We start from the raw sequence: 12,545 nt of genomic DNA, 5'->3' as shown, positions 1-12,545 counted from the left end.
CATTGAATTCTTGAAACAGGAAGAATCATATACGTCTCAAGCCAGCTTTTTTGACGGCGATGAGATTCCTGAATATAATGCCGACAATCCAAAAGAATATAAGTTCAGCGGCAAACGTATTAAGCGCGGCTTGTATCGAACAAAGTCCGGCAAACTAATTAATGCTGATGTCAATGGCGCATTAAACATCTTAAAGAAAAGTAAAGCTGTAGACCTGAGTGTCTTATGCTCTAGCGGCGAAGTGGACACGCCTCAAAGAATAAGGATTGTTTAAAGCAGTCAAACTTCTTTGGAAGCCCCCACTTCAAATTTTCGCTATAAAATTAAGTGGGGGTAGTTCACCATCTTGTTAGAACAACAAACAAATATACATGTTTTTTATCAGTATATCAAGACAAAAGAAAAAAATTAAAAGAACTGCCTCATTTTTTGAAGCAGTTCTTTTTATGTTTATTCCGTTGACACAGATGGATCTGCTTGTTCTTTTTTCGGGATGACTTGGAAAAAGTGTTGTTCCGGTTGTTGCAACAACGGTTGAAGCGTTGCTGCTTCGTCGTGCTGTTCGTGTTCGATAAGCAAATCAACATATGTGCGAAGCAGTTCTCTCACGTCCGCTTTTCCTTTTTCGTTAAGCGGTTGAATCGTAACGTTCGCTCCTTTGGCGATGCGACGTTCAAGCGCCGCTTTCGTTAAGCCCATTTCTGGCTGGTAGCGCAAATAAACGACACCGCCAGTCATTCCTGCACAAATCCATGGCCCTGGATCGCCGAGAACGAGCCCGCGTCCGTTTGTCATATACTCAAAGGCAAAGCCTTTAATGTTTGCGTTGACACCGATGTTGCCATGTTCAATTTCAGGGATTGGCTTCGTCACTTGCCCTCCGATAATGATATCGGCCCCTGATAGGCGAATGCCTGCGCGTGCATCAGCATTTCCTTGAACAACTAGCAATCCTTTTTGCGCTCCGTAACCAAATCCTTTTCCTACCGAGCCATTATAAAACTTTCCGTCTTTTCCTTTTGCTTTGAAGACGAAGATGCCGCCACCAAACGATGTTTTTCCAACACCATCTTGCGCGCCCCCGTCGACGTGAATATGAATGCCAGTAACGTTATACGCCCCAAGTCCATTGCCCGGAACAGAGCCATCTTTGTAGCGTAGAGAAATATTTGGTAGCTTTTTATACGATCCGTCTAATCGACCACGTACGCGATGGCACGCTACGCGGCTGCCGAGCACACGTTGTTCCGCTGTGACGGTTGAAAATTCACGTGAACGATGCAAATCTTCAACATGGTAATCCAAATATTCCGCGCCAGCTGCAACAGCAAGTTTTCCTTCTTCCGATGTCGCTGCGATTTCTTTTTGATACCATTGTCCGATATCTAACGGTTTTAATAATGTTGTCAAGTCCATGCGGTCCCGTCCACGCGTCTGCTCGAGTAAATCGGAGCGTCCGACAAGTTGTTGTAAGTTTGTATAGCCGAGCGAAGCGGTAAGCGTTTTTAGCTCCTCGCCGAAAGCTGTAAAGAAACGAACTAAGTTTTGCACAGCTTGCTCAAATTGTCTTGGAACGAAGCGGCGTAAACCGTGCTCTTTTGCTTGCGCTTCCGATTCAATTTGCGTGGCGATTCCGACGTGACACGTATCTAAGTGACAACCGCGGCATGTCGTACACCCGATTGCAATCATCGCTAACGTACCAAAACCGACACGATTCGCGCCAAGAAGCATCACTTTCATAACGTCCATAGCACTTCGTATTCCACCGTCTGCCCAAATTTCTACTTGATCGCGCAATCCCGCTTCTAAAAGGGCATTATGTGCCGCCTTGACCCCGATTTCCACTGGCAGGCCAACGTGTTGAATCGCATGGATGCGCGCAGCACCTGTTCCACCGTCAAAGCCGCTCAGCGTAATGATGTCTGCCCCCGCTTTTGCAATTCCGACAGCAATTGTTCCGATATTCGGAACGACTGGCACTTTCACAGCAACTTTTGCCCGATCGTTAGCCGTTTTTAGTTCGGCAATCATTTGCGCTAAGTCTTCGATTGAATAAATGTCATGGTTGTTTGACGGTGAAATTAAATCCGAGCCGATCGTTGCGTTGCGTGCCTCAGCAATTTTAGCTGTTACTTTTGAACCAGGTAAATGACCACCTTCGCCCGGTTTCGCGCCTTGCCCGATTTTAATTTCAAGCAAATTGGATGAGTTGAGCAGTTCTGCATTGACACCGAATCGCCCAGATGCTACTTGCTGCCCGCGCGTGCGCGGATATTTACCGAGCATATCTTTAATTTCGCCACCTTCACCGTTTAAGCTGATCATGTTGAGGCGATTCGCTGCTTCGGCATATGCACGAAAGGCAATTTCATTTTGTGAACCGAATGACATCGAAGCAATGACAAACGGCAAGCTATGTTCACCAACTGAAATGTCGACTTGCTCCTTTTTGGCTGGCGTGCTTGCCAGTTTTAAATCAGTTAAATGACGAATGGCTGTTGGTGTCCCCGTTTCGATTTCTGTCAATTTGTCACGATAGCTGTCGTATGAGCCGGTTTGAGCTACTTCGCCAATCGCTTTCCAAATGCGTGGAAAGACGTGGAATGTTTTGCGCAGTTTCGCTTGTTCTGCTTCAAAATCTTTAGCTCGTGCAATCGCATCTTGTTTTAATGTGTCAAAATTTTGGATAAGTGTGTGCGAGCCGAAAAAGTTAACGATATTTAGTACAGCTGCGATTTCGTCATGCAATCCAATGGACGAAAATAGTCGACTATATCCGCGTAACTCGTGAATACCGATCGTTGAAATGACTTTTTCGAGCCCTTTATTTAACGCTTGATACAAATGAACGGCTGGTCGAGTCGACGAATCAGCAACTGTAGCAAACATTAAATATGGGCTAATGACGTTAGCGCCGAGTCCGTAAGCGACGATCAAGTCGTGAAGTGAGCGAATCGCACCGGAGCGAAGTAAGAGAGAACAATGTCTTCTTATCCCCGCTTTTGTTAACGCTTGATCGATGGATGATATGACAAGGAGCGGATCAATCCATAAATGCCCGTTTTGATGTGCTTTTGCATCGTCAATGACGAGCAACGTTTTTCCGTTTCCGACTGCTTCGCACGCTTCTTCACTTAAGCGATTTAACGCGGCTGGAATAGTTTCTTTTTCAAAAAAGGTAGCCGATATAAAGTATGTTAACTGTTTTTCTTCGAATGCATGAACAAGTTGGTCATATGATGGTTGCTGTAACGTCTCCGCACATTCATTGCCGAGTTTTCCTTCGATTAAAACAGGGGAAAGAAGCTCTACAGTGTACGGATGTTCTTCATTAAGTACGATGCTTGGTCGTTTTCCAACGACGACACGAGTAGAAAAGTGCTCAGTTTCTCGATCGCGATCGATGGCTGGGTTTGTGACAACTGCTACGCTTTCTTTAATAAAGTCCGCAATATTTTTCCGTTCAGGATCGATCGCTGCAAGCGGAGCATCGTGACCGAGGGAGCGAATCGGTTCAGCACCTTTTTCCGCCATTTGTTCGAGCAATTGAATATGTTCGCGATCCCAACCGAATGCAGCGTATTGTCCATTATGCACTTTTGTTGGTTGAGCAACGAGCACATAAGGTTTGAATGTCGGCGTTTGTAGACGTTGCCGCATATTCTCAATATTTAGCCGCTGTCGCATGCGGTTGTACACTTCTTGCTGATAGTCCGCGTACTCGTAAATACGAACTGTTCCATCATCTTGCCATTTTAAGCCGATTTTTTCCCCTGGGGCGAGCGGTTTTGGTTCGCCTGTGTATTCGCACGTTGGAATAATTCCTGGCTCAGATGCGAATACGTAACGATGCTCGGTCTCAACTTTCCAAAGTGGGCGCAATCCGAGCGCATCAACGCTAAATACCGCTTCATCAGCATGGCGCGAAATGATTCCGGCAGGACCTTGAGCAAAATGTCCCCACGCTTCGCGAACGTAAGTATATAAATCTTGTAGATGTGCAGGGTAGTTTTTTATTTCATTTACAATGGGCGGGAACAACAAATCCATTGCTTCAAATAACGTATACCCATCGCGATAAATGAGTGTTTCCATCGTTCGGCTCAAGTCTTGTGAGTCGCTTCCGCCGTTTGTTAGCGGCACGCCGATCATCGTAGCTTCCTCACGAAGTTTAGCGATCGTATTAATTTCCCCGTTATGACCTAGCACGCTGAACGGCTGCACCCGGAAAAAGTTTGAGAGTGTATTCGTTGAATATCGATTATGACCAAGTGTCATCGTTGATGCGACGAGCGGACTTGCTAAATCGTGATAGTATTTTGGCAAAATGTCTCCGGCGCCCATCACTTTATAAATAGCATGATAATTACTTAAAGAAGCGACGTGAACGTGTTCATCTTTTTCTATTTCAACAGTTAATTCAAACAACGTGCTAGCGAGGGTTGTATGTTTGCTAGGCAAAAGGGCAATTTGCCAAAATACCGGTTCTTCACGTAAAGCGATTGGACCAAGCGCTGAAGAAGATGTGACGCGATCAGATTCAAAAATAAGCGTGAGATGAAATTGAGCAAACAATTGGCGCATGCGCGCTTTTTTTTCTTCCACGTTCGTTGTTCGTGTAATAAATATATGGCCAACGATAAAATCATCGCGGTCAACGAGTTGAGGATTAAGTTGGGCAACGGCCAATTTTTCTTTCCAAAGCGCTTTTGGAATGTCGATGTGGATGCCGACGCCATCTCCTTCTCCGTTGATAAATCCTGCGCGATGATTCATTGTGACGAGGGCGTTAATACATGTTGTAATGTTTTCTCTTGTCGGGATGCGTCGTTTTTCAACCGCAGCGACAATTCCACACGCGTCGTGCTCATGTTTGTAAAAATGTTGAAATGAAGCTGGATTCCACCGTTGTTTCATAGCATGCGGCTTACAAGCGACTATCATTCGCTTCTCGCCTTCGCCACCTCCTACAAAAACTTTTTTAAAAAAATGAAATTTTCTAAATTTTATAGTTTATATTAGCACGTTCATAAAGGAAAATCAATTATTTATTCATGTTTTTGGATACGATATTCAAGCTATGTAACCAATCGTTCACAAATAATGTAAGCGTTTTCATTTTGTTTTAGGCAAAAACAACGAGGTGGAGAACATGCTCCTACCCCGTTGTTTTTGTATATTTATTCATTTTTTAATGTTTTAAATGCCCGTTCTACCGCTTCAATTGTATATTCAATATCTTCCTCTGTATGTGCTAACGTAATGAACCATGCTTCATATTTCGAAGGGGCGAGGTTAATGCCTTGATGAAGCATGAGCTTAAAAAATTTTGCAAACATCTCTCCGTCTGTTCGTTCCGCTTGTTCATAGTTTTCTACTTTTTCTGTTGTAAAGTATACGGTGAGAGCCCCTTTTAGACGGTTAATCGTCACAGGAATATCGTATGTTTTGGCGTGGGTTAAAATTCCTGCCTCTAACATGGCGCCGAGATGGTCGAGATGCTCGTACACGCCTTCTTGTTGTAATACTTCTAAGCAAGCGATGCCTGCTAAAATGGAAGCTGGGTTCCCTGCCATCGTCCCTGCTTGGTAAGCAGGACCAAGCGGAGCTACTTGTTCCATAATGTCTTTTCTTCCCCCATATGCTCCAATTGGTAAACCGCCGCCAATAATTTTCCCAAGTGCAGTTAAATCCGGCTCGATATGAAGTAAGTTTTGTGCCCCGCCATACATAAAGCGGAAAGCAGTAATGACTTCATCGTAAATCACAAGCGCTCCAACTGCATGAGCAATGTCGTTGATTGCTTGCAGAAAACCTGGTTTTGGTTCAACGATGCCGAAGTTGCCTACAATAGGTTCGACAAGCACAGCGGCTACTTCATGCCCCCAACGATCCATCGCGTGTTTAAAAGCATGTATGTCGTTAAAAGGTACAGTAATGACCTCTTGTGCGATGCTTTTTGGTACGCCGGCGGAATCTGGAGTTCCTAACGTTGATGGACCGGAACCTGCGGCGACGAGAACGAGATCAGAATGTCCGTGATAGCATCCAGCAAATTTTACAATTTTGTCTCGGCCGGTATAAGCACGGGCGACGCGAATCGTCGTCATAACCGCCTCTGTTCCTGAGTTGACGAAACGTACTTTTTCGAGGGAAGGGATGGCCTCTTTTAACATTTTTGCAAACGTAATTTCATACGGTGTTGGCGTTCCGTATAACACACCGTTCTCGGCTGCATGCTGAATTGCCTTCGTAATGTGTGGATGGGCATGTCCTGTAATAATAGGACCGTAAGCGGCCAAATAATCGATATATTTATTGCCGTCTACATCCCAAAAGTATGCGCCTTGCGCCCTTTCCATGACGACAGGTGCACCGCCTCCAACTGCTTTATATGAACGTGAGGGACTGTTGACGCCGCCGACAATATGCTCAAGCGCCTCTTGATATAGTTGTTCAGACTTCGTAAAATTCACGCGAAGCCTCCTCCTTTTATGTAAAATTTCTTTCATGGTGTTTATTTTATCACATTTATTTGAGCACACCATTTGTTGAGTTGAAACATTTTCGTTACACTATTAAATAGTGATTTTTTGAGAGGTGAGAAATATGTATGCGATTGAAGTAGAAAAACTGCGTAAAGAATTTAAATCGTACTCGAGCCGATCTGGTTTAGCTGGTGCGTTTCGTGATTTGTTTACGAGAAATTATAAAACGATTCGGGCAGTTGACGACATTTCGTTTACAGTGAAGCAAGGGGAAATGGTTGGCTATATCGGGGAGAACGGAGCAGGTAAATCGACGACAATAAAAATGCTGACAGGAATTTTAACGCCGACATCTGGGCGAATCGTTGTAAATGGGATGAATCCACATAAAGAACGGGAACGTTTCGTGCAGACGATCGGCGTTGTGTTTGGTCAACGTTCGCAGCTATGGTGGGATATTGCGGTGCAAGAATCGTTTCGCTTGTTAAAAAAAGTATATCGCGTTTCTGATCATGACTATAAAGAACATATGGATCATGTCATTGAAACGCTAGATATTGGTTCGTTGTTAGATAAACCTGTTCGTAAGTTGTCGCTCGGGCAGCGAATGCGCTGCGAATTAGCGGCGGCGCTCATTCATAATCCTCCGCTTTTATTTTTAGATGAACCGACGATCGGCTTAGATGTGCTTGTCAAACTAAAAATTCGTCAATTTCTAAAAGAAATTAACGAAAAGTACAACACGACCATTTTATTAACGACTCATGATATGACGGATATTGAGGCGCTTTGTGAGCGTGTCATTATGCTTGATGAAGGAAAAATTATTTATGACGGTTCATTGCAACGGTTAAAACAAAATTGGGGAGAAGGGAAGCAAATTCAGTTTCAATTTCGCGATGTTGTTTCCAAAGAGCAGCTCATTTCGCTTATCGATGTAACATGGGAGGAAGGGGAAGATCGGCATAGTTGGATTGCGCATGTGCGAGCGGATGACATGGCTCATGTGATCGGAAAGATTGTGTCTTCCTATGAACTTAAAGACATTCACATTCGTGAAGTATCGACGGAGGAAGTGATCCGTAATATTTACGAAGAAGGGATTCATCATGGGTAAATACATTGAAATGATTCGAATGCGTTTTTTAATGATGCTAGCTTATCGCACGAACTATTATAGCGGCATTTTTATTTATAGCATTAATATCGGAGCGTATTATTTTTTATGGTCTGCCATTTATGGAGGACAGCCGTCTATTCAAGGAATGACAGTCGAACAAATGACGACGTACGTCGCTATTGCATGGATGGCAAGAGCATTTTACTTCAATAATATCGATCGTGAAATTGCAATGGAAATTCGCGAAGGAAAAGTAGCGATTGAGTTAATTCGTCCGTACAACTACTTAGTTATGAAGACGATGCAAGGGCTTGGCGAAGGAATTTTTCGATTGTTTTTCTTTTCATTACCAGGGATGCTCATTGTTACTTTCGTATTCTCGCTTCAATTTACAACGAACGCGCATACGTGGGCATATTTCGTCTTGTCGACAATACTCAGTTTTATCATTAACTCTCAGCTCAATTTGCTTGCAGGGATGGTTACATTTTTTACATTAAATGGGGAAGGACTACTCCGAGCTAAACGGTTTATTATTGATTTGTTTTCAGGACTTATTTTGCCAATCAGCTTTTACCCGGAATGGGCACAAGATGTGATGAAATATTTACCTTTCCAAGCGATTAGCTATATTCCGAGCATGATTTTTACGGAAAGTTTTACCGAGAATGAAGCGGTGCGAGGAATGATGTTTCAAGCCGTTTGGTGTATCGTATTAATTGTTCCAATTTATTTACTATGGAAAGCGGCTAAACGAAAACTCATCATTCAAGGGGGGTGAGCGCATGTTTTATATGTCTATTTTCTTTCAATATATGAGCCAATATGTAAAAACAAAGTTGCAATATCGGACAGATTTGTTTGTTGAGTTTTTATCTGACTTAATGTTTCAAGGTGTGAATTTAATTTTTATTCTTGTTGTCTTTGGACATACACAACTATTAAACGGATGGACGCGTGATGAAATTATTTTTATTTACGGCTTCTTTTTAGTTCCGTTTGCTTTATTTGCTTCGTTTTTTAACATATGGGACTTTAATGAACGGTACATCGTACGGGGCGAAATGGATCGCGTGCTCACCCGTCCGGTGCATAGTTTGTTTCAAATTGTGCTTGAGCGCATGGAGCTCGAGTCGCTTCTTGGAGGGATTACTGGCTTAGTCATTATGAGTTATGCTGCTGCAAAATTACATTTGACGTTTCATTGGTATGACGTCATTTTGTTTGTTCTTTTTGTATTAGGAGGTACGTTCGTTTACGCAGGTATTTTTATTTCATTAGCTAGCATTAGCTTTTGGTCCGATGCACGCAGTTCGATTATGCCGATGATGTATAATATCGGAAACTATGGAAGATACCCTGTTGATATTTATAATCGTGTAATCCGCTACGTTTTAACTTGGGTTTTGCCGTTTGCATTTGTTGGTGTATATCCGTCGGCTTACTTTTTGCGCAAAACGGAATGGTACATGTATTCATTTTTAACACCGGTCATGGGAATCGTATGTTTTACTTTGTCTGTTTTGCTGTGGAATGCAGGAGTCAAACGTTATCGCGGAGCCGGGAATTAATTGCGACATCCTCTCGTATATATGAGGACAGGAGGGGGTGTTGTGATATATGTATTCATCGCGCTAATTGTTTTTATTATATGTATGAGTGTTTTCTCATTTTGGCAAACGAAACATTCCGTCATCTCAGTAAAAAACTTCATTGCGATCATATTCGTCTATTCAACGACGATGATTGGATTTGCGCTTGTTTATACAATTTTGCATATAAATGGACATGTTGTTATGATGGAAAATGGGAAGAACATAGAGGCTTCTCATTTTTTACAATATGTTGAAACGAGTTTATATTTTAGTGCGGTCACATTGCTTTCCGTTGGTTATGGGGATATTGTACCAATCGGGATTGGTCGATGGATTGCAATGCTCGAAGCGTTGCTCGGCTATGCGCTGCCAGCTGCCTTCGTCGTTCGCATTGTTATGGACGTAGAAAGGAAGTAGGAGGGAAAATATGCAAGCACCTGATTTTACATTGCCAGCGAGCAATGGCGAACAAGTCACATTGTCGCAATTTCGTGGGAAGTATGTCGTTTTGTACTTTTATCCGAAAGATATGACGCCAGGGTGTACGACGGAAGCTTGTCATTTTCGTGACCATTATGAAACGTTGACTAAGCTCGGGGCGGTCGTTATCGGTATTAGTCCTGATTCACTTGAGCGTCACAAAAAGTTTATCGAAAAGCATAACTTGCCGTTTTTACTTCTTTCCGATGAAAAACAAGACGTAGCAAAAGCGTATCATGTATGGAAGTTGAAGAAAAACTTCGGGAAAGAGTATATGGGCATTGAGCGTTCGACGTTTTTAATTGATCCGAATGGTCACATAATAAAAGAGTGGAGAAAAGTGAAGGTAAATGGGCATGTTGAAGAGGTGCTAGGCGCTTTAAAAGAGGCGATTGGCTCAAACGAATAACACGATCGTTGCGTACGATATAGCAGAACACACCTCCTCAATGATGTATGCGGCGATTCTTTAAGAGTCGCCTTTTTTTCTTGCCTAAAAATACAATTGACAAACGGTTTCAGTTTTTTGTACACTGTTTATAAAAATTACAAAGTAATAATTATAATTTTTATAAATGAAAGTGGGGTGCATGACGGTGACGCACGCACAGCAATTAAAAGAAGCGCTTCACACGTTGAAAGAAACCGGCGTCCGTATTACACCGCAACGTCATGCGATACTCGAATATTTGATTCAGTCGATGTCCCATCCAACAGCGGATGAAATTTATAAAGCTTTGGAAGGAAAATTTCCAAATATGAGTGTCGCGACGGTGTATAACAACTTGCGTGTGTTCAAAGAGGTCGGTCTTGTCAAAGAATTGACGTACGGTGATGCCTCGAGTCGTTTTGATTTTGTTACGACGCATCATTATCACGTCATTTGTGAAGTGTGTGGAAAAATTGTTGACTTTCACTATCCGGGGTTAGATGAAGTAGAAGATTTAGCGGCACATGTGACGGGATTTAAAGTTAGTTATCATCGTATGGAGATTTATGGAACTTGTCCGACCTGTCAAAAAGGACATCATTAACATAAAAAGCTGGTAGCGGTATGCTATCAGCTTTTTATGTTTCTTGTTTTTCGATTATATTTTTCATCAAACTCTTTTCCTTCAAGTGTCGGATCAAGCGTAAGAGGCTCGTTGCAGTACATGCATACGTCGACTCTGCCTAACATTTTTGTCACTTTATTACATGATGGACAAACGACTTGTACGGTTTTTGTGGACAACATCCCGATCCAAAAATAAACGACCGTGCTTGCAATAATAAACAATAATCCTAAAATCATAAATAACGTCATGACAATTGGGGATGTACGAAAAAATATTCCGGCGTACATGACGAAAAAACCGATAAAAATTAAACTTAATGCAAATGTACGAATTTTATTGATCTTGCTTGAATATTTTACACCCACACTATCGCCTCCTATGCATAACTATATCATAAGTTTTAAATGATAAGCAGTAATCAGCAGGAGTTTTTTGAAAAATGTCGAATACGGTCAAACAATGTTGAAAAATGGAGGAAACGGGTATGGAAGATTTGTTGCGTCCGATTTACCAAGAGCGCGCTAGTCACCCTCATACGCTTGGAATTTTAATGGTTGAAAAAGGGTCGGATTACTCTCCGGAGACGGATTTATTTGACGTTATTTTATTTGTTATTGTTCAGAAAGGAGAGGAAAAAGTTTTTATTAAGCATTATGCATTTGAAGAAAAAAGCGCATCGTTGCACGTCGTCGACGAACATCAAGTAAAAGAATGGGTGCTGCTTGGCTCAAATCGAAAAGTGATAAATTGGCTGTTGAACGGGAAGGTTTTGTTTGATCGAAATGAATATATTGAGCAGTTGCGACAACGTCTCTTGCAGTTTCCAGAAGAAGAGAGAAAGGTCAAGATGGGCATTGAATTTGCAAAATTAGCTCGTCGTTACATAGAGGGAAGAAGTTTTTTTGAAAAAGATCAGTGGCTGGATTCTTACAATCATATCCTTCATGCTCTTCACCATTTGGCGCGCCTAGCTATTATTGAAAATGGCTTTTATCCTGAGGTGACTGTATGGAATCAAGTGAAGCATATTGAACCGCAAATTTACAAACTATATGCCGAGTTAGTGGGAAGTGAAGAGCCGCTCGATAAGCGATTGCAGTTATTATTTTTAGCAAGTGACTTTTTTATCCATTCGAAACTCAAACAAGGGGCAAGCCATCTTTTAGATGTGCTTACAAAAAGGGAGACATCATGGTCTATGGCCGAATTGCTAAATGAGGAAGAGCTGGCGGTATACGGGGTTGATTTAGCTATTTTCCTTGAATTTTTAGTTGAAAAACACGTGCTCTCTGTCGAAAAAATAACAACGAAAGGACAAGGGGTGTTTCATAGACATTATGTAGTTGAAAAAAAAATAAAGAAAAGGTGTTGACGTTTAGAAATGTTCGTGATATATTTTTAATCGTCGCTGCTGAGATGTGGCGACGGTTAAAATGAAAAAGTTTGTTGTTGACATGAGATTTACGATATGATAGTATGAAAAAGTCGCTTAAAAACGACAAAGATGTTCCTTGAAAACTGAACGAAGCGAAAAGCGTATGAAGCTAGAGAGATAAACTTTCTATGGAGAGTTTGATCCTGGCTCAGGACGAACGCTGGCGGCGTGCCTAATACATGCAAGTCGAGCGGACGATTCGAAAGCTTGCTTTTGAATCGTTAGCGGCGGACGGGTGAGTAACACGTGGGCAACCTGCCCTGTAGACGGGGATAACACCGAGAAATCGGTGCTAATACCGGATAACACGAAATGTCGCATGACGTTTCGTTGAAAGGCGGCGCAAGCTGCCGCTACAGGATGGGC

At 42.3% G+C, this 12,545-nt stretch carries 10 protein-coding genes, 1 rRNA gene and 1 pseudogene; 9 read left to right on the top strand and 3 right to left on the bottom strand.

Going from position 1 to position 12,545, the window contains the following annotated elements; genetic code table 11:
- Positions 1 to 274: pseudogene (locus BM213_RS12285) on the top strand (RNA-guided endonuclease TnpB family protein); the annotation flags it as partial.
- 176 nt (positions 275 to 450) lie between these two features.
- On the opposite strand, the gene BM213_RS12280 reads toward BM213_RS12285, so the two are convergent.
- Entirely contained in the window at positions 451 to 4,920 is a 4,470-nt protein-coding gene (locus tag BM213_RS12280) for a glutamate synthase-related protein (RefSeq protein WP_091704593.1), read from the bottom strand.
- Between the two features lie 263 nt (positions 4,921 to 5,183).
- On the bottom strand, positions 5,184 to 6,479 hold the full coding sequence (locus tag BM213_RS12275) for a glutamate-1-semialdehyde 2,1-aminomutase (protein ID WP_091704589.1): 1,296 nt from the start codon (positions 6,477 to 6,479) through the stop codon (positions 5,184 to 5,186).
- Positions 6,480 to 6,612: 133 nt separating this feature from the next.
- Here BM213_RS12275 and BM213_RS12270 point away from each other — a divergent pair, with 133 nt between their 5' ends.
- The 6 genes from BM213_RS12270 to perR all read left to right on the top strand — a co-directional run bounded on the left by BM213_RS12270 (position 6,613) and on the right by perR (position 10,720).
- A complete protein-coding gene (locus BM213_RS12270; RefSeq protein ID WP_091704586.1) occupies positions 6,613 to 7,608 on the top strand; it encodes an ABC transporter ATP-binding protein in 996 nt (331 codons plus the stop codon).
- Positions 7,601 to 8,392, top strand: a complete 792-nt coding sequence (locus BM213_RS12265) for an ABC transporter permease (protein ID WP_091704583.1) — start codon at positions 7,601 to 7,603, stop codon at positions 8,390 to 8,392. Before BM213_RS12270 ends, BM213_RS12265 begins: the two co-directional genes overlap by 8 nt.
- 4 nt (positions 8,393 to 8,396) lie before the next feature.
- Positions 8,397 to 9,182, top strand: coding sequence for an ABC transporter permease (locus BM213_RS12260; RefSeq protein WP_091704581.1), 786 nt, complete (start codon positions 8,397 to 8,399; stop codon positions 9,180 to 9,182).
- Between the two features lie 42 nt (positions 9,183 to 9,224).
- The gene (locus BM213_RS12255) at positions 9,225 to 9,623 is read left to right on the top strand and encodes a potassium channel family protein (RefSeq protein WP_091704578.1); all 399 of its coding nucleotides are present in this window, start codon (positions 9,225 to 9,227) and stop codon (positions 9,621 to 9,623) included.
- Positions 9,624 to 9,633: 10 nt separating this feature from the next.
- On the top strand, positions 9,634 to 10,095 hold the full coding sequence (gene bcp / locus BM213_RS12250) for a thioredoxin-dependent thiol peroxidase (protein WP_091704575.1): 462 nt from the start codon (positions 9,634 to 9,636) through the stop codon (positions 10,093 to 10,095).
- A gap of 181 nt (positions 10,096 to 10,276) precedes the next feature.
- Entirely contained in the window at positions 10,277 to 10,720 is a 444-nt protein-coding gene (perR, locus tag BM213_RS12245; protein ID WP_091704572.1) for a peroxide-responsive transcriptional repressor PerR, read from the top strand.
- 26 nt (positions 10,721 to 10,746) lie between these two features.
- Here the strand turns inward: perR and BM213_RS12240 are convergent, their stop codons facing one another.
- Complete coding sequence (locus BM213_RS12240) at positions 10,747 to 11,109, bottom strand: YgzB family protein (protein ID WP_004577816.1); 363 nt, start codon at positions 11,107 to 11,109, stop codon at positions 10,747 to 10,749.
- A 119-nt stretch (positions 11,110 to 11,228) separates the two neighbouring features.
- On the opposite strand from BM213_RS12240, the gene BM213_RS12235 reads away from it, so the two are divergent.
- Together BM213_RS12235 and BM213_RS12230 are read left to right on the top strand one after the other, a co-directional pair.
- Positions 11,229 to 12,116, top strand: a complete 888-nt coding sequence (locus BM213_RS12235; RefSeq protein WP_091704569.1) for a nucleotidyltransferase-like protein — start codon at positions 11,229 to 11,231, stop codon at positions 12,114 to 12,116.
- 188 nt (positions 12,117 to 12,304) lie between these two features.
- Positions 12,305 to 12,545, top strand: a 16S ribosomal RNA gene (locus BM213_RS12230); the annotation flags it as partial.

The organism is Anoxybacillus pushchinoensis, assembly GCF_900111795.1.
GTDB lineage: Bacteria > Bacillota > Bacilli > Bacillales > Anoxybacillaceae > Anoxybacillus > Anoxybacillus pushchinoensis.
The sequence above is the reverse complement of the archived record's forward strand: the minus strand, read 5'-3'. Positions and strand labels throughout refer to the sequence as shown.

Coding starts and splice junctions, on each gene's coding strand:
- BM213_RS12265 (WP_091704583.1), top strand. CDS start 7,601: ATGGGTAAATACATTGAAATGATTCGAATGCGTTTTTTAATGATGCTA.
- BM213_RS12280 (WP_091704593.1), bottom strand. CDS start 4,920: ATGAAACAACGGTGGAATCCAGCTTCATTTCAACATTTTTACAAACAT.
- BM213_RS12260 (WP_091704581.1), top strand. CDS start 8,397: ATGTTTTATATGTCTATTTTCTTTCAATATATGAGCCAATATGTAAAA.
- perR (WP_091704572.1), top strand. CDS start 10,277: ATGACGGTGACGCACGCACAGCAATTAAAAGAAGCGCTTCACACGTTG.
- bcp (WP_091704575.1), top strand. CDS start 9,634: ATGCAAGCACCTGATTTTACATTGCCAGCGAGCAATGGCGAACAAGTC.
- BM213_RS12235 (WP_091704569.1), top strand. CDS start 11,229: ATGGAAGATTTGTTGCGTCCGATTTACCAAGAGCGCGCTAGTCACCCT.
- BM213_RS12270 (WP_091704586.1), top strand. CDS start 6,613: ATGTATGCGATTGAAGTAGAAAAACTGCGTAAAGAATTTAAATCGTAC.